We start from the raw sequence: 19,240 nt of genomic DNA, 5'->3' as shown, positions 1-19,240 counted from the left end.
TCCCAACGGCGCGGCATCGTAGAGGGAAGGTCGGCGCGGTATGCTTCCGGGAAACATCATGGATACGGAGCTCGTTCCGACTGCGCGAGTCGATCGCGAGGCTGCGCCGAGCGCTGCCGCCTTGCCGTCGCTCGAGCCCAAGGCCAGCGCCGCGAGCACGGCCACCGATCGCCAGAAGGCGCGCTTCATCGCGGTCCGCCGTCGCGTCTTCGCCGAGATGCACGACGTCACGTCGCGAAAGCGCTTCGCGATGGTGATGCCGTTCCAGGCCATCGTCCTCGGCATCATGCTTTTCCGTGGAGCGCCCGGCGCCCGCGTTTGGTTGCAGATTGCAGCCTATGGGCTCTCGACGTGCGGCTACGTGCTCATCGAGAAGTCGGCGGGCGCGTTCGCTACGCGCATTCGCATCGGCCTGACGCTCTCTCTCGTCGGCATGCTCGCTTCGATCGCCAACACGGGTGGTCTCGCCAGCCCGCTTCTCCTGATGGCGGTGCCGTACCTGTTCTCGGTCTCGATGAACCCGGAGCTCGAGGGCTCACGGTACGCGATGCTCGCGGGGTTCCTCGGTGGCCTCGGCTTCATGGCGGCTGCGTCCCATTCGCCGATCGGAGAGATCTATGCCCCGCTCGGACGCATCGACGGACGGGCGAGCAGTGAGTTCATCACCCTCGCGCTCGTCGCTGGCGTCGTCTCCACCATCGCGTGCGTGAAGATCGGCATGGGCATCAGCCGAGCCTACGAGCGCATCGCCCTCGAGCTCGACGCCCGCCGCGAAGAGCTCTGCGACGAGAGCGAAGGCCGGACCCGCGCGCTCGAGGGCATCGCGGCGCGTCTCGCGCACGAAGTGAAGAACCCCCTCGCCGCCATCAAGGGCCTCTCGACCCACATGGCGCGCAGCTCGAACGACCCCAAGGTCAAAGAGCGCCTCACCATCGTCGCGGGCGAGGCGGAGCGCCTCCAGGACATCGTCGACGGCTTCCTCTCCTTCTCGCGCGGCCTCGATGACCTGGCTATCGGCCCTACGAAGCCCTACGACATCGCACGCGAGCTCGGGCTGCTCCTCGAAACGCGTGCCGCCGACGCGGGCGTCAGCATCGAGGTCCGCGGTTCGCGCGAGCTCTCGTTGAACGCGGATACGCGCAAGCTCCGCCAGGCACTCCTGAACCTCGTGCTCAACGCGATGCAGGCCTCGGCCCGCGGCGCCAGCGTGACGCTCGAGATCGCGAAGAGCTATGCCGACGGCGCGGCCCACATCAAGGTGATCGACCACGGCGCGGGCATGGCCCCCGAGGTCATCGAGCGCATCCGCAAGCCCTACTTCACCACGAAGGAAGGCGGTTCGGGCCTCGGCATCGCCGTCGCACGAGGCATTATCGAGCAGCACGGCGGAACGCTCCGCTTCGACAGCTCCATCGGCCGCGGCACCACGGCCACCGTCGTCCTGCCCGCGTGCGCCAGCTTCGCGCAGGCGCTCAAGGCCAAGCTTCCGAACCCGTGCCGCCACGAAGTGCTCGCCAAGGCGAAGGAAGCCGCCACGAAGCTCCCCGAGGCACGGCCGTCGTCGGCCTCGACGCTCACGGGCGAGCCGGAGAAAGTCCCGTCCTGACGGGAAATCCTAGGCGACCAATGGACGGAACGACGGGCGCCATGAGGGACCAGGAACCGAACGGCACGCATGCTAGCTTCGGGCCGATGGCACGGGTCCTGGTAGTCGATGACGAAGCGTCGATGCGCTTCACCCTCGAGGCAGTCCTTGGGGACGCAGGTATCGAGGTCGAAAGCGCCGACGGCGGCGCAAGCGGAATTGCCGCGTTCGAGGCGCACGGTGCAGACGTCGTCTTGACCGACCTGGCCATGCCCGACGTGGACGGCATGAAGGTGCTCGAGGCGATCCGCGTCCAGGATCCGAGCGTCCCCGTGATGATGCTCACGGCGCACGGCTCCGAGCGCGTGGCCGTGGCCGCGATGAAGGCCGGTGCATTCGACTACCTGCCGAAGCCGTTCGATCCCGACGAGCTCATCCTTTCGGTCACGCGCGCGATCGAAACGCGCCGCCTCAAGCTCGAAAACGCGCGACTCCGCACGCAGGCCGCCCTCGGCCGTCCGATCATCGCCGAGAGCCCTGCCCTTCGTCGCGTGCTCGATCTCGTGGCTCGCGTGGCGCCGAAAGACGTCACCGTCCTTCTCACGGGCGAGAGCGGCGTCGGCAAAGACGTCCTCGCGGCCACGCTGCACGCGCACTCGAAGCGCGCCGACAAGCCGCTCGTCCGCTTCAACGCCGCGGCGATCCCCGCCGAGCTGGCAGAGTCCGAGCTGTTCGGTCACACGAAGGGCGCATTCACCGGCGCCCACGCCGCGCGCAACGGCTACTTCCAGCAGGCCGACAAGGGCACGCTGTTCATCGACGAAATCGGTGAGCTGCCCCTCGGCATGCAGGCCAAGGTGCTGCGCACGCTGCAGTCGGGCGAAGTGCAGCCGGTCGGTGGTCGCGCGGAGATCGTCGACGTTCGCCTCGTCGTCGCCACGAATCGCGATCTCGCCGCCGAGGCCAAGGCCGGGCGTTTCCGCGAAGACCTGTATTACCGGCTCAACGTCGTTCCCATCCGCGTGCCGCCGCTTCGCGAGCGCCCGGAAGACATCGAGCCGCTCGTCACGGCGTTCGTCCGCACTTACGCCGATCGCTATGGCATGGGCCAGGTCACGATCGACCAGGCACTCATCGAGGCCTTCAAAGCGCACAACTGGCCGGGCAACGTCCGCGAGCTCGAAAACACGGTCGCGCGCCTCCTCGCGCTCACGGCCGAGGACCACCTGACGCTCGCTCTCTGGCGCTCGCTCGACGCTACGCCCCAGAGTACGTCGCGCATTTCGCTCTCCGACGGCGACCCGGGGCCGAGCCATCCGCTCCGTGCGCGCGTCGAAGCGTTCGAGCGCTCGATCATCGCTTCCGAGTTCGAAACAGCGCACAAGAACCAGAGCGAGACCGCACGTCGACTCGGCGTCTCGCGTCCGGCGCTCATCGAGAAGCTCCACAAGTACGGCCTGCTCGAGCGCGGATGAGCGCAGCACGTCCGAAGAACGGTGCCCGTGCGACCAGCTCGCGCGGAGTACTCCTCGTCGTCCTCGCGTTTCTCTTTCTGGCGACGGGTTGCCGAGGCAAATCGCAGGAGCCGGCCGCGCACGACGACGCGGGTTCGAAGGGAGCGCCGAAGCGCATCGTTTCGCTCTCGCCATCGACGACCGAAGCTCTGTTCGTCATCGGCGCCGGCAAGGAAGTGGTCGGTCGCTCGCGGTACTGCGATTGGCCGAAGGAGGTCCTCGCGCTCCCCCAGGTCGGCGGGTACGTCGATCCGAGTCTGGAGGCGATCCTCGCGCTCAAGCCCGATCTGGTCACCGGTGCACGAGGCCCGGCGGGCGCCGCCATCACCGAGCGGCTCGAGCAGCGAGGCATCGCCACGTACTTTCCGAAGACCGAGAATTTCGCGGAGATCGACACCATGATCCGCGGCCTCGGTGAGCGAACGGGGCACGTCGAGCAAGCAAGCGCCCAGCTCGGTTCGATGCACCGCCGGATCGCCGACATCGAAAAGGCCGTTGGTCAGAAGCCGCCCGTGCGCGTCTTGCTCGTGTTCGGCCTCGCACCGCTCAGCGTGGCCGGCCCGGAGGGTTTCGCCGACGAGATGATCCGTCACGCCGGAGGCATCAATGTCGTCACCGGAGGCGGCGCGTATCCGACGATCGGAGTGGAGCGCGTCATGTCGCTCGATCCCGACGTCATCGTCAACGCCGCGATGGCCGAGTCGCACGGCAACGAGCGCATCACGAAGGACGCGCCGGGATGGAGTAACGTACGCGCCGTGAAGACGGACCACGTCGTCTCCATCACCGACGAGAGCGTGCTCCGTCCTGGGCCCCGCATCGCCGACGGCCTCGCCACACTGGCCAAGGCCATTCATCCCGACGTTCCGCTCGACGCGGCGGCCGCCGGCCGTACGAGCCCGCCGTGAAGGTTCGCGCCGATCAGCTCCTCGTCACGCGAGGCCTCGCCCCCACGCGTGCGAAGGCCCAAGCGCTCATCCTCGCCGGCAAGGTCCACGTCGGAGAAACGCGCATCGACAAGGCTGGAACCACGCTGCCCGAAGACGCGAACATCGTCGTGCGCGGCGAGGACCATCCGTACGTCTCGCGCGGCGGGGTGAAGCTCGCCGGGGCGCTCGACACCTTCGGCGTCGATCCCCAGGGCAAGCGCTGCATCGATCTCGGCGCCTCGACCGGAGGCTTCACCGATTGCCTCCTCCAGCGCGGCGCCGTGTACGTGGCGGCCGTCGACGTCGGCTACGGTCAGCTCGCGCACAAACTGCGTGTCGATCCCCGCGTCCTTTGCCTCGAGCGCACGAACGCACGCACGCTCGAGCCCGCGCAGGTCGGGGGCCTGGCCGATCTGGTCGTGGTCGACGCCTCGTTCATCGGCCTGGGCAAGCTCACGGAGGCCATCGCGCGCTGCTTATTGCCGGGTGGCGAGCTCGTGGCACTGGTGAAACCCCAGTTCGAGGTCGGCCGTGAAGAGGCCTCGAAATCCCGCGGCGTGGTCCGCGATCCCGAAGTTCGAGCGCGAGCCATCGGCGACGCCATCGACGACGTCAAGGCGGCCGGGCTCGAGGTTCTCGGGACCTGTGACAGCTCGCTACCGGGTCCGAAGGGGAATCTCGAGGCCTTCGTGCACGCGCGCAAAAAACTCTGCTAGTCGAAGGGGCATCGATGGCGTCGCCCCCGCCCCAGTCAACGACGGCAACGACGGAGAGCCCTTCGAAGAAGAGCTTCGCGCCCGGCCTCGGCGCGATCTTTCTCATCGTTTTCCTCGACCTGCTCGGCTTCAGCCTCGTGCTGCCATTCCTCGCGGAAGAGGCGCGGGACACCTTTCACACGACGGCCTTCGTCGGAACGCTGCTCGCCGCGATTTACTCGCTGATGCAGTTCCTGTTCGTGCCGGTGTGGGGCCGCGTGTCGGACCGCGTCGGGCGCCGCCCCGTTCTGCTCTGGAGCGTACTCGCCACCTCGGTCGGGATGATCGGGCTCGGCATGGGCCTCATCCACGGCTCCAGCGTGACCTGGCTCTTCATCGCCCGTGCGTGGAGCGGCATCGCCACCGCGAACCTCGGCACGGCGAGCGCGTACATCGCCGACGTCACGAAACCCGAGGACCGCGCCAAGGGCATGGGCCTCATCGGCATGGCCTTCGGCCTCGGCTTCATCTTGGGACCGGGCGTGGGCGGGGCGCTCTCGTCGATCGCCATCGGCGGCCGCACCGGCGCGGTTCCCTGCTTCGTGGCGGCGAGTCTTTCGCTCGTCAACTTCGCCTGGGCCTACTTCGGGCTGAAGGAATCGCTGCCCGCCGAGCGCCGCTCGAAGGAGAAGCGCAGCCTCTCGCCACTCAACGTCGCCGCGGCGCGTGAGGCGCTGGCGCGCCCAGGCGTGGCCCAGGCAATCCTCGTGAACTTCGTCATCGTGCTTTCGTTCACGGTGCTCGATCAGACATTCCGCTTCTTCAACAAGGACATGTTCGACATGTCCGCGACGAGCACCGGTCTCGTGCTCGCGATGGTCGGCATCGTGGCCGCGGGAGTCCAAGGAGGGCTCATCCGGCCCCTCGCGCGCAGGTACGACGAAGCCGTGCTCACGCGCTTCGGAACCGTGATTCAAGCGCTCGCCTTCGCAGGCTTTGCCATCTCGCCGAGCATCGGCCGCTCGGCGCTCATCGTCTCCGCCTGCCTCCTCGCGCTCGGCAACGGCCTGACCCAACCGAGCGTGGCGGCCTACGTTTCGAAGCGCGCCGACCCACGCGCCCAGGGCGGAACGCTCGGCACGAACCAGTCCTTCGCCAGCCTCGCTCGCATGTTCGGGCCGGCCTTCGGTGGCTGGGTCTATGGCGAGTTCGGCCCGCGTTCACCCTACGTTTGCGGCGCCATCGGCATGACCGTGGCGAGTGTCGTGGCCCTCTCGCTCCGCTCGACGCGCGAGTTCGAGGCCAAGGCCGAAGCGGCTCAGCGGAACACGAGCACCCAGACGTCGTAGATCATGTGCGTCCAGACCGCGGCGGCGAAGCCCCGGGTCACGAAGATGAGCGTGAGCACGAGGCCCAGCACGGCCCGGAAGAGGAACGACGGCATCTGAAAGTTGTCGGCCATGGGGCCGAAGTAGTGCACGCCGCTGAAGACGATGGCGCAGACGACGGCCCACGCCAGCATGATCATCGCCGAGCCGAGCTTCGACTTCTGCATCGCGCCGCGGCCCGCGCTGGCGATCAGAGCCGAGGTGCCCGTGAGCTCCACGCGCTCGCGAGCGAAGAGCCACACGAGGATCTTCGCGCCGAGACCGAACAGAATGACGCGGAACGTGAGCTCCTCGTAAAAGCCCGCGCCGAGCGACATGATGAAGCCGACGAAGCGACCTTCGTCTTGGATCGTGCCGGCGAAGACCCGCCCGACGACGTACCCCGCGACGAGTCGCATGAGCACGGCGTAGACGAAGCCTTCGATTGCAATCTGCAAGAATTTTTGTGGCCGGAAGGCCTGGCCTCGTCCGAGGAGCGCGAAGGTGCCGACGAAGATCACGCCGATCGCGAGCGTCGCGAGGAGGTAGGTCGTGCGATCCCCCTGGCTCAACCGGAGGAGCTCCCCCGTCACCATGTCCGTCGCGTTCTGCACGCCGAGGAAGACGACGGCGACCTGGTAGACGAGGAAGATGGGCAGCGTGAGCCCCAGGTCGACCCATGCGCCAGGACGCGCGAGTGGACGCGGAGGAGAATGCTGGGAGGACAAGCGTTCAGCGCTGGGGCTCATGGCGACGCGGCTCGAACCTAGCAACGGAGTGGCGCGCTGGCCCATTCCCCGGCGAAACGCGCGGCGCCTGACGTGACTCGTTGTGACTCGTTGCGGCGAAGCTCGGGCCTGTCGACGGGGAGGCGACGGCGGCGCGACGCCGAGAGGCCGGAGCGTACGGGAGTGCGCGTTACCGAATGCACGCTCGGAACACATGTGCTGACAGGCGCCTCGATCGGATGGAAACAAGCCCAGGCCGGCGCAAAGCTCCGCGCAAAATGACTCGTGGATAGCGAGTTTCTGCTGGCCGGAAAGGCTGACCTGTTAAGCTTCCTACGATGGACGTCGCCTTCGCTTCCGCTCGGGATCGACTCGGGCAGACGCTCTGCGGCAAGTACCAGCTCGAGACGGTGCTCGGCGTCGGCGGGACGGCCGTCGTCTACCGTGCGACACATCGCAACGGTCACAAGGTTGCGGTGAAGATGCTCCACGAGCATCTCTGCAAGTCGCGCGACGTGAGCCGCCGCTTCATGCGCGAAGGCTACCTCGCGAACATCCTCGACCATCCGGGCACGGTTCGGGTTCTCGACGACGACGCGACCAAAGACGGCATCGCCTTCCTCGTGCTCGAGTTGCTCGAAGGCGAGACGCTCGAAGAACGTCGCGTTCGCCTCGGCGGAACGCTGCCGCTCGACGAGGTGATGAACTACTGCGACCAGCTCCTCGGCGTGCTGCAGATCGCGCACCACAAGAGCATCGTCCATCGCGACATCAAGCCGTCGAACCTGTTCGTCACGCACGACAACGTGCTCAAGGTTCTCGACTTCGGCATCGCGCGCATCGTCGACGACGGCTCGGCCACCGTCACGAAGACCGGCACCATGATCGGTACGCCCGCCTTCATGCCGCCCGAGCAGGCGCTGTCGCGTCCGCGCGAAATCGATTCGCAGAGTGACCTCTGGGCCGTCGGCGCGACGATGTTCACGCTGCTCTCCGGACATCTCGTGCACGTCGCCGAGAGCTCCTCGGAGCACCTCGTGAAGGCCGCCACGATGCAGGCGCGCTCGATCGCGAAGGTGTTCCCGGGCATTCCCGAGAACGTCGAAGCGCTCATCGCGAAAGCACTCGCGTTCCACAAGAAGGACCGCTGGACCACGGCCGAAGAGATGCGCCGCGAGCTGTGGCGCGCACGGATCGAGCCGGGGCGCCCCGTCGGATCGATCGTCTCGGTGCCTCCGCCGGCCTCGCCGACGAGCGAGTTCCCGACGGTCGTCACCAACCGCCGCAAGGACTCGGATGGCCCGCACAGCCGCGACGCGCTGCTCGCGAAGACCGGGATGTCTCTCTCGGGGGACATTCCGCTGCCGCCTCCGCGTCGAACGGCCATTTTCGCGTCGGCCGCGATCGGCGCCGTGCTCTTGTTCGGCGCCGTCGGCACCCTGATGCTGGCGAAGGACAAGACGCTCGACCGAACGGCCGCCGCGGCGACCGTCCAACGGCCGCCCGCCCCCGTGACGGTCACGGCACCCGCCGTTCCTCCGCCCACGCCCGTCGCGGATCTGCCGGCGGCACGCCCCGCGACCACGACGACCACGACGGCCTCGACAACGCCTACTCCGCCAGTCGAGAGCGGTAGGAAGCACACGAACGCGACGGCGGCCGCAGGAAAAACCCTGACGACATCTCCGGTCACAGCGACGACCAGCGCTCCGAGGGCGACGGCCGCGGCCAAACCGAAGGCGACCACCGGCTCGGGAAGCAGCGCCGATCTCTACAAGCCGTTTTGACGAATTTCCGCGCCGGCCTGCGGTCCCTGTACAATCGTCCCATGCGAGTGAGGCGCCCGGCGAGGGCTTACGCCTTTGGTGTGGCGACCGTCGTGACGATGCTCTTGCCGGCCGCCGCCTACGCTGGTGATCCCGCAGCGGCGCGTGAACAGCTCAAGGCCGGCTACACGCTCGCCCAGGACGGCCGCTGCGCCGAAGCCATTCCGCGCTTCCAGGAGAGCCTGAAGCTCGACGCCAAGGCCATCACGCTCATCAACCTCGCGCAGTGCGAAGAGCGGACGCAAAAGCTCGCCGATGCGCTTGGCCACTGGGTCGACGCTCGCGCGCGGGCGCAAAGCGAGGGCAACGCCGCGATCGAGGAAGAGGCCGAGAAGCGAGCCAAAGCGCTCGAACCACGCCTTCCCAGACTCACGATCGCGCTTACCGTCGTGATGACGGGCGAGAGCCCGAAAGACCTGGAGATCGTCCGTGACGGCGTCGTGCTCGGCTCCGTCTCCGTCGGTGTCGCTCTGCCGGTGAACCCCGGTCCGCATACGATCGTGGTGCGCGCCCCCGGTTACGAAGAGACGACCAAAAAGATCGACCTCGCCGAGGGTGAGAACAAGCGCATCGACGTCGGCGTCGGCAAGAAGAAGCCCGAAGTGAAGACCGTGGCGCAGGCGACGACCACACCGGAAAAGGCCGCCCCGAAGGGCACGAATCCGCTCGTCTACGTCGGCTTCGGAACCGCGGTCGCGGGCGTTGCTGTAGGCGCGGTCACGGGCATCATGGCCTTCGGCAAGGCAAGCACCGCGAAGGACAACTGCCCGAACCTCACGTGCCCGAACAACGCCGAGCTCGACGCCGTCGACTCCGGACGCACGCTCGGCACGATCTCGACGATTGGCTTCGCCGTCGCCGGCGTCGGCGCGGCTGTCGGGATCTATGGCTTGCTTGCAGGCGGATCGTCGAAGAGCTCGGCGACCGTCGGGCTGACCGTCGGGCCCACGGGCTGCGGTATTCGAGGGAGCTTCTGATCGTGCGCACGCATCGAAAGCGGCTGCTTTGCATCTCGCTCGCCACCTGCGGCGGGCTCGTGGCCTGCAACGCGCTCACGGGCCTGAGCGACGACTACCGCCTCGGCCAGCTCGACTCGGCCGACGGCGCCGTTCCACCAGGCCCCGACGGCACGAGCCCCACCGACTCGAGCACCAACGACGTCGTGACTCCGAACGACGGCGGCACCGACTCGGGCCGCACCTACGACGGCAGCTTCTGCGAAGAGGCCTTCAAGGAGGCGAGCGTCATCGCCTGCAGCGACTTCGAGAGCGATGATCCGCTCGCGTGGAAGTCGGCCGCCGTTCGGATCACGAAGAGCATCAGCACGGTCGGAGGCAACCCCGCCGGCAACATCGAGGTGAAAGACAACGCTGGCCCGGACGGGTCGCGCGCCCTCGTCTTCTCGCTCGCGCCGCTCAAGGCCCAGCGCGAGCTCTTCGTCGGCTACGAGACCGTGGACGACGCCAAGAACTTCACGGGCTTCGAGCTGACCGCAGACGTCTTGCTCGAGCTCGAGACGAACAAGGTCGAATACGCCGAGGTCTTCCAGCTGACATTCCCCGTGTCGAGCGACACGTCGATCGTCAATGGATACGGTGGCGCGTCGTACGCCGGCGTCTTCGGAACCGTGGCTCCACCCGCCTCGGCGGGGCTTCCCACGGTGAACGGGGCGGACTGGAAGGCGCTCAAGACGACGGTGACGGGATCGAGCACCTCGAGCTTCAGCGGCAAGTTCTTCGTGAAGGACCAGGACGTCTCGTCCGGGAACCCCACGGTCAGCATCCGCGCCGGCGCGGTTGCCCGCGGATTGCTCGGCATCTACCACACGAGCAACGAGGCCTACGGAATGAAGGTGACGTTCGACAACGTCATCCTTCGACGCACCCCCTGAACGGCGATCAGCCCGGGCGCAGGCGGTAGACGATCGCGACGACGACGAGAACCCAGAGGACGAGGTTCAGGACGAAGAGGACGTCGCTGAGCATCTCCTGCGTGGGGCTCTCGGCCTTGAGACCGCGACCGGCGCGACCGGAGACGAGGAAGAGGAAGCGGACGATGCCGAAGACCGTGAACGGCGCCGTGAGCCAGAGGTACTTGCTCTGGAAGAACGCTTCGGTCGAGGGGTCGAGCGTGTAGGCGATGTACGTGGCGGCCGTGGCGAGGCCCGTCACCGCGAGCGCGATGGTGAGCGAGCGCTTGCCGTACGCCTCGAGCGCCGAACGCTGCTTCCCCGCGTGCTCACCCTCGAGCTCGTGACGGCGCTTACCGAAGCCGAGGAAGAGCGCGAGGAGCGCGGTGCACGCGATCATGTACCAGCTGACCTGCGTGTTCGTGGCGAGACCTCCCGCCACGACGCGCAAGACGAAGCCGAAGGCGATGAGGCCGACGTCGAGGTAAGCGACCTTCTTCAGCTTGAAGCTGTAAGCGAGGTTCTCGACGAAATAGAGGAGCGCGACGCCTGCGAACGCCAGGTTCAGTTTGAAGTACGAGATCGCGAGCGCGACGAAGACGAGCGAAATGGCGAACGGCCACGCGAAATTCTCGGGCACCGCGCCGCTCGCGATCGGGCGGTGGCGCTTCACCGGGTGGACGCGGTCGGCCTCGACGTCGACGAGGTCGTTGATCGTGTAGACGGCGCCGGCGAGCAGGCAAAAAACGCCCGTTCCGAGGATCGCCTGGCCCGTGACTCGCAGGTTGAGCGAGGGATCGCCCTGGACCGTCGAGGAAAAGAGGTCCTTGTGGAAGAACATCGGCGCCATCACGAACAGGTTTTTCACCCATTGGTGCGGGCGGATCGTCTTGACGAGCCCACGGATGACGGAGCTTTTCTTCAGGGCTCCAACGCTCGCGACGCCGTCGGCTGCGACAGCGTCGGCGTGGGCAGGCTTGGAACCGGGGGAATCACGACCGTCGGGAGGCACGACACGTAGATACACCACGAGCCCGAATGCGCGAAGTGCCGAGCGCGCTCGAGGTTCCGGGCACCTCGAGCGGGTACGGGCTGCTTGACTCGGGGCCGCGTGCGGCGGACAACCGTGGCGTGTCGAACGCCCCCTTTTCTCCCTCTCGTAGAAGAGGTTTCGCGGGCTTCCTGCTGCTCGTTTCCGCCGTCGTCCTCGGCCCCTCGGGGCCTTTGGTCGCTTCGGCCGACGTGGGTCAGCGGCTCCCGAAGCTGACGAAGCTGCAAGACGAGGTCGCACGGGGCGGGATGCCGCTCGGGTACGTGCCCCTCCGGCAGCTCTGGTCCGAATGGGACCAGGGGGATCCGAACGAGATCGAGGAGGCCATTCGCGCGGTGGCCGCCGATACGCGCGTGGCGCCGCCTCTTCGCGCATACGCGGGTCTCCTCGAAGGCTATGCCCGTCGCCGACGCGGGGATCTCGCAGGCGCCAAAGCGCGCATCCACGACCTCGGGTTCGTCAGCCGGTGGATCGTCACGGGTCCATTCGACAACGAAGGCAAGGCGGGCCTCGATCGTGCCTTCGGGCCCGAGGAGGAGATCCACGAACCGCTCAGCATGATGCGGACGTACGACGGCAAGGAGCGGCCGGTACAGAATCGTCTCGCGCCCGACACCTTCCCGTACGGATGGGTCGACCTCGGCTCCATGGTGCGGCCCCAGGAGAACGTCTGTGCCTTCGCCACGACGTTCGTGCGTGACCCGCGCGCCAAGTCCGGTCCGCGGCCCTTCTCGATCTGGTTCGGCAGCGCGGGCGCCGCGAAGGTCTACTTCGACGGGACCGAGGTACTTCGCGACACCAAGTACCGGGGGCTCGACGCCGACAGGTTCTCGACGAACCTGACGATGAAGGACGGTTGGCACCGCCTGACCGTGAAGGTCTGCGGCGACGACGACGCCCCGATGTTCTCGCTCCGCCTCGCCGATCCGAGCGGAGCGCCGGACTCGAACATCGAGATCGATCCCGACCCCGTCCACGCCAAGGAAGCGGCCGCCAGCCGTTTCAAGAAGGGCGAGGCGCCCGCGGCCAAGACCATCGTCGGCGGCCCCGCGCCCGCGTTCGAGAAGCTCGCAGCACGCGAAGATGCCGCGGCGCTCGAAGCCTACGCGCGTTGGCTCGTGCTCACGCAGTCGGACGATCCGGCCGAGAACCTCGCACGCAACCTCGCACGTCGTGCGGCCGAGAAGGCCCCCACGGTTCCGCGTTGCTTGCTCGCAGGCGAGCTCGCCGAGAATCGCAACCAGCACGCGCTCTGGATCGACAAGGCCGAAGAGATCGCGAAGCGGGGCGCCTCGCTCGACGACCGCATCGCCGCGCTCCTTGCCCGTGCCGGACACACGCGAAGCGGCGCTCACTTCCGCGACGCCATCCCCTACTACGACAAGGTGCTCGCGCTCGATCCCGACAACGTCGCCGGCAACCTCGCGCGCGTGGAGCTTTACTCCGAGGCCGGGCTCCGCGAGACGGCGCTCGCCTCACTCACCCGCACGCTCGATCGTCGTCCTCGCAGTATCGCGCTCCTTCGCGCCACGGCCGGAGCGCTCCGTGAAATCGAGCGCACGACCGAAGCCGACGAGCTCACCGAACGCTACTCGCAGCTCCGCTTCGACGACTCGTCGGTCGTGAGCGATCGCATCGAGCTCGCCCTCGCTCGTCGTGACGAGAAAGCCGCGGCGCGCTGGATCGAGCGTCTCGTCGAGACCAACCCGGACAGCCCGCGTGCACTCGCGACGGCTGCAAAGGCGTACATCGGTCTCGGCGATCGCGCCAAAGCCGTCGCCATGCATCGCCGCGCGCTCGACCTCGCGCCCGAAGACGTTACCTCGATGCGGGCCCTCGCCGACGTCTACGCCCTCGGAGGCCAGACCGACGAGCAGATCCGCCTTCTCAAGAAGGTTCTCGAGATTCGACCGCAGGACAAAGACGTCCGCGAATACGTCGCGCACACCGAGCCCTCGCGTGCTCGCGCCGACGAGGCCTATGCGCGACCCTCGGCCGAATTCCTGAAGCTGCGCGACAAGCCGGCGGACGGCAAGCATCGCCGCACGCTCGTCGATCTCCAGGTCTCCACGGTCTTCCCGAACGGCCTGTCGAGCCGCTTCCACCAGATCGTCTTCCAGCCCCTGACCGAGGCGGCCGCCGCGGAAGGCCGCGAGTACGGCTTCTCGTTCGCCGCCGACACCGAGACCGTCCAGCTCCGCGGCGCCCGCATCTATCGCAAGGGCGGGCAGATCGACGAAGCGATCGAGAGCGGCGAAGGCTCGACCGACGACCCGGGCATGGCGATGTACACGAGCGGCCGCGCGTTCTACGTGCACTTCCCTCGCCTCAACCCGGGTGACGTCGTCGAGCTCCTCTACCGCGTCGAAGACATCGCCCCGCGCAACGCGTTCGCCGACTACTTCGGCGAGGTCACGTACATGCAGTCGACCGAGCCGATCGCGCGCTCGGAGTACGTGCTCATCACGCCCAAGTCGCGTCAGTTCTACTTCAACAAGCCGAACTTGCCGGGCCTCACGCAGAAGGTCGAAGAGAAGGGCAACGAGCGCATCTATCACTACGTCGCCGAGAACGTTCCGGCGATGGAGAGCGAGCCGCTCCAGCCCCCGCTCGCCGAGGCGCTCGCGCACGTGCACGTGTCGACCTACAAGAACTTGGACGACATGGGCCGCTGGTACTGGGGCCTCGTGAAGGACCAGTTCACGGCCGACGACGAGGTTCGCCGCCGCGTCGCCGAGATCACGAAGGGCCTCACCGACGACAAGGCGAAGGTTCGCGCCGTCTACAACTACGTGGTGCAGAAGACGCGCTACGTCGCGTTGGAGTTCGGCATCCACGGCTTCAAGCCGTATCGCTGCGCGCAGATCTTCGCGCGCGGCTTCGGCGACTGCAAAGACAAGGCGACGCTCATCGTCACCATGCTCAAGGAGCTGGGCATCCCGGCCACGTTCGTCGTCGTTCGCACGGGAATGCGCGGCGACTTCGAGACCGAGCCGGCAAGCCTCGCGCCGTTCGATCACGCCATCGCCTACGTGCCTTCGATGGATCTGTACCTCGACGGCACCGCCGAGTGGACCGGCTCGACCGAACTGCCCTCGATGGACCGCGGCGCGCTCGCGATGCAGCTCAACGAAGGCAAGCCGAAGCTCGTCCACCTCCCCGATCCGCCCGCGTCGGAGAGCGTGACGTCCAAGCACGTCGACGCGACGATTCAGGGCGACGGCACCGCGCTGCTTTCGCTCAAGCTCGGAGCAACGGGGACGTCGGCAAGCTCGTGGCGCCAGCACTACCAGGCGAAGGCCACGCAGAAGCAGCGCCTGCAAGAGGACCTGTCCTCGGAGCTTCCGGGCATCGAGCTCTCGCAGATCAGCACGAACGACCTCGACGACATCGAGCAGAAGGTCGAAGTCCAGGCCAAGGGCAAGGCTCCGAACTTCGCGCGCAAAGACGGTGAAACCTGGCGCGTACCGACGGGCTCCAAGGAGTACGTGGTGTCGACCTGGGCTCCGCTCTCGCAGCGGCGTCGTGACATCCGCATCTTCGCGCAGACCACGCGCGAGAACGAAACCGTCATTCGTCTCCCGCAGGGAACCAAGGTGCTCTCGGCTCCGCACCCGACCGAAGGCCAGTCGCCCTACGGTACCTACAAGGTCGAAGTGGACAACGCCGGCGGCGTGGTCCGCGTGAAGACCACGGTGGCCATCACGCGTTCGCGCATTCCCGCCGCCGAATACCCCGCTTTCCGCGCCTTCTGCGAGCGCGCGGATCGCGAGCTCGGGCAATCGATCACGTACACGGTGGCCAAGTGACCACGAACCAGAACGGAACCATGGCTTCGATCATGAAGCGTCCTCTGCGAAACGTCCTCGGCCTCGGCGTACTCGTTCTCGCGAGCGCGTGCGGTGGTGCAGTCCCGTCTTCGAACACGCCGGTGGATCTCGGCAAGCTTCGCTCGAACGCCAAGGGCTCGACCGACGGCGAGACGGTCGGCCGCTGGCTCCTCGACGAGATGTTCGCCCCCGGCGGCACGGCCAAGAACGCCGAGGAGGCGCGCGCCACGCTCGACAAGGCGAAGGACAAGGGGCTCTACGCTTCGCTCGGCGCGGCAATCTACGACGAGACGCACGGTGATCCGAAGCGCGCGGCGAAGGAGTACGTGGAGACCATCCGCGCCGCCAAGCCGAGCACCGACCCCGCCGCGCCGCTCGCCGCGTGGTACGCCACGCACCATCTCGTCGGCCTGCGCGGAAGCGTCGCGGGCCTCTGGGAGCAGACGAAGGCATCGCTCAACCCGATCATCGATGCGCCCGGAAACGTGGGTTGGCGCGCGCTCGCCGAGCTGCACGAGTGGTCCACGGCCGAAGCCTTCGATCGCGCCGAGGTCACTGGTGATGCCTACGACGCGCTCGTCACCGGGCGCATGGGCTGCGCGCTGAACGTACGCATCGCCGGCCCGTTCGGGCATGGCACCGCGCCCGATCGCCGTCGCAGCTTCGCGGCGGAGCGCGCGCCCTGGCCGCCGTCGTGGCCTGAAGATCCCTCGCGAGGCACGACTCCCCACGTTCTCAAGACGGAGCGCAATCGCTGCCTCACGGCGAGCGTCGAGCAGACCGAGGACGGCATCTTCTACGCGGAGACGTACTTCGACGCGCCCGAAGACAAGGACCTCCTCATCGCGGTGCAAGGCTCGGTGGCCGTGTGGGTCGACGACGTGCTCGTCGGTGAACGCGACCTCCGCAACTGGGGCATCTGGCAGCGCTTCGGCGCCGCCGTCCGTGTTCCGAAGGGCCGCCATCGCGTGTCGGCGCGCATCCTCAACGACGCGGGCTCGATCCGCCTCATGAACCTCGACGGCACCGCCGCGAAGATCGCGACGGACGGCGACGCGAGCAAGCCGTATGGCCTCGCAAGGCCGCAAATCCTGCCCGATCCGAATCCGATCCAGAAGTACGTCGCCGCGCTCTCCGCCGATCCGGACGCGGAGTCGGCCAAGACCACGCCGCTCGTCGCTACGCTCTCCGCCGAGGCTGCGCACATCGACGGCCTCAACGACGTGGCCTCGACGGCGCTCGCTCCGTTCGTGACGCCGAAAGACGCCGCGCCCGAGATGCTGCTCGCCGCCGCTCGCTTTGCGCACGGCGACATCGCCTATCCGGAGCAGAACCGGCGCGCCACGGAGAAGTCGCTCTACGAACGAGCCTCCAGCGCCGATCCGAAGCTCTGGTACGCACGCGGCTGGCTCGTTCTCGACGACGCCGAGCAGCGCGGTCTCGTCGAGGCCGTCGACTCGCTCCGCAAGATCGCCGCGGACGTGCCGCAGGTCCCCGAGGTCACCGAACAGCTCGTGCGCCTCTACGGCCGCCTCGGCTGGCGCGCCGAGCGCATGAAGACCATCAAGGAGCTGGCGGAGCGCTTCCCCGACGATCGCGTCGCGCTCGGTCTCTACGCAAGCGCGCTCGAAGAAGACGGCTCGCTCGCCGAGGCCGACAAGGTTGGCGCGCGCCTGAAGCAGCTCGATCCCGATTCGGAGGTCGACCTCGATCGCGCCATCGCCCGCCACGACTGGAAGGCCGCGATCGCCGAGCTCCGCCGTCTCGAGAAGCGTCGCCCCGATCGTCGCGAGATCGCCGGCAAGGTCGCCGACGTCCTCATGCGCGCAGGCGATCCCAGCGCCGCGGCCGAACAGCTTCGCAAGGCTCTCGCGAAGAACCCGCAGGACTCGGCCACGCGCCTGCGTCTCGCCGATCATGCGTACGCCAAGGGCGACACCTCCGCGCTGCAGAAGGCACTCGCCGAAGCGTTGCAGGTCGGCTCGAAGGGCAACGAAATCCGCGATGCCATCGAGCTCGTCGAGGGCGCGAGCCTCCTCGAGCCGTACCGCATGGATGGCCGCAAGGTCATCAAGGAGTTCGAGGCCTGGGAGAAGGCCGGCAAGCACATGGACGGCACCGCTGCGCGCGTCCTCGACTACGCGGCAACGTGGGTCCATCCGGACGGCTCGAGCGAGATGCTCGAGCACGAGATCATCCGGATCCAGTCGCAGGAGGCCGTCGGCAAAGAGTCCGAGCAGCAGCCTCCGGCCGGCCTCGTCCTGCGCATTCGCGTGATCAAGCCCGATGGCTCGATCCTCGAACCGGAGCCCGTCGCCGGCAAGCCGACCTTGACGATGCCGCACCTCTCGGTCGGCGACTACGTCGAGATCGAGCACATCACGCAAAGCCCGAGCGAGGCCAAGGGCCGCCGCTACCGCGGACCGCACTGGTTCTTCCGCGAGGCGGACAAGGGCTACTGGCGGAGCGAGTTCGTCGTTCTCACCCCCAAGGACAAGCCGCTCGAGGTCGAGACGGTCGGCAAGGTTCCCTCGCCCAGCCAGAGCGAGCGCGGCATGCTCGTTGAACGCCGCTGGCGCGTCGACGAGAGCCCGCCGGCACCCGAAGAGGCCGACAGCCCGAACCCGCGCGAGTTCTTGCCGAGCGTGCGCGTCGGCTGGGGCATCAACCTGAACGACACGCTCGTCCGCTACGTCGACGCGGCGAGTGAAGAGACCCCGCTCGATCCGCGCCTCCGGAAGGCCGCGCGCGAGATCGTCGCCAAGATCCCGGCCGCCAACAAGGACGACCAGGCTCGTGCACTCTACAAGTACATCGGCAGCGAGCTCCAGGAGAGCAACGAGACCGATGGCCGCCGCGCCATCACGGGTCGCTCCGGCTCGCGCCAGGCGGCGTTCCTCTATCTCGTGCGCCTGCTCGACATCCCGGTGCAGCTCGCCCTCGTGAAGAGCCGCATCGCGATGCCCCCGCTCGGCAAGATGAGCGAGGTCGAGATGTACGACAACGTCTTGGCCCGCCTCGACACCGACAAGGGCCCGCGCTGGATGTCGATCCGCGACAAGTTCGCGCCCTATGCGTACGTGCCCGCGGAGCTTCGCGGTCAGCCGGCCATCCGCCTCGTGGCGGGAACGCCGAAGGACACGACGCCCGAGCTCGGTGATTCCGACGGCGTGCAGCTCGAAGGCAAGGCGATGCTCGCCGCCGACGGGTCGGCGACGATCGACCTCGTCCAGAGCTACTCCGGTCGCATGGGCATTCGCCTCCGCGAGATCTTCGACAAGGTCCCGCAGAACCGCCATCGCGAGCTCGTCGAGACGCAGCTGCTCGCGACGAACATCCCCGGAGCTCGTCTGCGCGATCTGAAGCTCGAACACGTCGACGATCTGGCCGCGCCGCTCGTCCTCCGCGTTCGTGCCGAAGCCCCGCAGCTCGCACGCACCGTGGGCCAGAAGATGGTCCTCAAGTCGCTCTTCCCGGTGAACATCGCGCAGATTGCGTCGCTCGCCGAGCGCCAGACGCCGCTGCTCCTCGGAAGCTCCTCGCACGTCGAGGTGAAGTTCGAGGTCGTGGCGCCGAAGGACGTGCACGTCCCCGAGCTCTTGCCGGGCGGCGAGCTCAAAGACGGCGACCGCACGGTCATGGTCAAAGACACGGCCACGCAGCACTCGATCGTGCTGCACCGCCTGGTCGACATCCCGGCCGGACGCGTTCAGCCCGGATCCGAGTACGCGCGCTTCGTGAACTTCACGCGCAGCGCCGACCAGCTGCTCGAGCGAGAAATCTCGCTCGGGCGCTGAAGAGCCGTT

Annotated in this window: 12 protein-coding genes; 10 read left to right on the top strand and 2 right to left on the bottom strand. The window is 67.5% G+C overall.

Annotation, left to right across the window (positions count from 1 at the left end; genetic code table 11):
* Positions 1-58 precede the first annotated feature (58 nt).
* The 5 genes from AKJ09_RS15830 to AKJ09_RS15810 all read left to right on the top strand — a co-directional run bounded on the left by AKJ09_RS15830 (position 59) and on the right by AKJ09_RS15810 (position 6,072).
* Positions 59-1,606, top strand: coding sequence for a two-component system sensor histidine kinase NtrB (locus tag AKJ09_RS15830; protein ID WP_169927566.1), 1,548 nt, complete (start codon positions 59-61; stop codon positions 1,604-1,606).
* 86 nt (positions 1,607-1,692) lie between these two features.
* Positions 1,693-3,060, top strand: coding sequence for a sigma-54-dependent transcriptional regulator (locus tag AKJ09_RS15825; RefSeq protein ID WP_146648036.1), 1,368 nt, complete (start codon positions 1,693-1,695; stop codon positions 3,058-3,060).
* Positions 3,057-4,007: an ABC transporter substrate-binding protein gene (locus AKJ09_RS15820; RefSeq protein WP_146648035.1), complete on the top strand. Its 951-nt coding sequence runs from the start codon at positions 3,057-3,059 to the stop codon at positions 4,005-4,007. The genes AKJ09_RS15825 and AKJ09_RS15820 overlap by 4 nt, the downstream gene beginning before the upstream one ends.
* On the top strand, positions 4,004-4,744 hold the full coding sequence (locus AKJ09_RS15815) for a TlyA family RNA methyltransferase (protein WP_146648034.1): 741 nt from the start codon (positions 4,004-4,006) through the stop codon (positions 4,742-4,744). The genes AKJ09_RS15820 and AKJ09_RS15815 overlap by 4 nt, the downstream gene beginning before the upstream one ends.
* A 14-nt stretch (positions 4,745-4,758) precedes the next feature.
* On the top strand, positions 4,759-6,072 hold the full coding sequence (locus AKJ09_RS15810) for an MFS transporter (RefSeq protein ID WP_146648033.1): 1,314 nt from the start codon (positions 4,759-4,761) through the stop codon (positions 6,070-6,072).
* On the opposite strand, the gene AKJ09_RS15805 is transcribed toward AKJ09_RS15810, so the two are convergent.
* A complete protein-coding gene (locus AKJ09_RS15805) occupies positions 6,042-6,839 on the bottom strand; it encodes a CPBP family glutamic-type intramembrane protease (RefSeq protein WP_146648032.1) in 798 nt (265 codons plus the stop codon). The two genes, AKJ09_RS15810 and AKJ09_RS15805, sit on opposite strands and share 31 nt — an antisense overlap.
* Positions 6,840-7,156: 317 nt before the next feature.
* Here AKJ09_RS15805 and AKJ09_RS15800 point away from each other — a divergent pair, with 317 nt between their 5' ends.
* From AKJ09_RS15800 to AKJ09_RS15790, 3 genes are read left to right on the top strand one after another with little or no spacing between them, the layout of a single operon-like run.
* Positions 7,157-8,605, top strand: coding sequence for a serine/threonine protein kinase (locus tag AKJ09_RS15800; RefSeq protein ID WP_146648031.1), 1,449 nt, complete (start codon positions 7,157-7,159; stop codon positions 8,603-8,605).
* A gap of 41 nt (positions 8,606-8,646) precedes the next feature.
* Positions 8,647-9,621 (top strand): PEGA domain-containing protein, encoded by a 975-nt coding sequence (locus tag AKJ09_RS15795; RefSeq protein ID WP_146648030.1) that lies wholly within the window; start codon positions 8,647-8,649, stop codon positions 9,619-9,621.
* A 2-nt stretch (positions 9,622-9,623) separates the two neighbouring features.
* The gene (locus tag AKJ09_RS15790) at positions 9,624-10,535 is read left to right on the top strand and encodes a hypothetical protein (RefSeq protein ID WP_146648029.1); all 912 of its coding nucleotides are present in this window, start codon (positions 9,624-9,626) and stop codon (positions 10,533-10,535) included.
* Positions 10,536-10,542: 7 nt separating this feature from the next.
* Here the strand turns inward: AKJ09_RS15790 and AKJ09_RS15785 are convergent, their stop codons facing one another.
* The gene (locus tag AKJ09_RS15785) at positions 10,543-11,565 is read right to left on the bottom strand and encodes a UbiA prenyltransferase family protein (protein WP_240488492.1); all 1,023 of its coding nucleotides are present in this window, start codon (positions 11,563-11,565) and stop codon (positions 10,543-10,545) included.
* A 230-nt stretch (positions 11,566-11,795) separates the two neighbouring features.
* Here AKJ09_RS15785 and AKJ09_RS15780 point away from each other — a divergent pair, with 230 nt between their 5' ends.
* Together AKJ09_RS15780 and AKJ09_RS15775 are read left to right on the top strand one after the other, a co-directional pair.
* Complete coding sequence (locus AKJ09_RS15780) at positions 11,796-15,413, top strand: DUF3857 domain-containing protein (protein ID WP_169927565.1); 3,618 nt, start codon at positions 11,796-11,798, stop codon at positions 15,411-15,413.
* 32 nt (positions 15,414-15,445) lie between these two features.
* A complete protein-coding gene (locus tag AKJ09_RS15775) occupies positions 15,446-19,231 on the top strand; it encodes a tetratricopeptide repeat protein (protein ID WP_146648027.1) in 3,786 nt (1,261 codons plus the stop codon).
* The last annotated feature ends 9 nt before the right edge of the window (positions 19,232-19,240 follow it).

This window comes from Labilithrix luteola, from assembly GCF_001263205.1.
GTDB lineage: Bacteria > Myxococcota_A > Polyangia > Polyangiales > Polyangiaceae > Labilithrix > Labilithrix luteola.
Note: the sequence above shows the minus strand (reverse complement) of the source record. Positions and strands in the feature narration are given on the sequence as shown.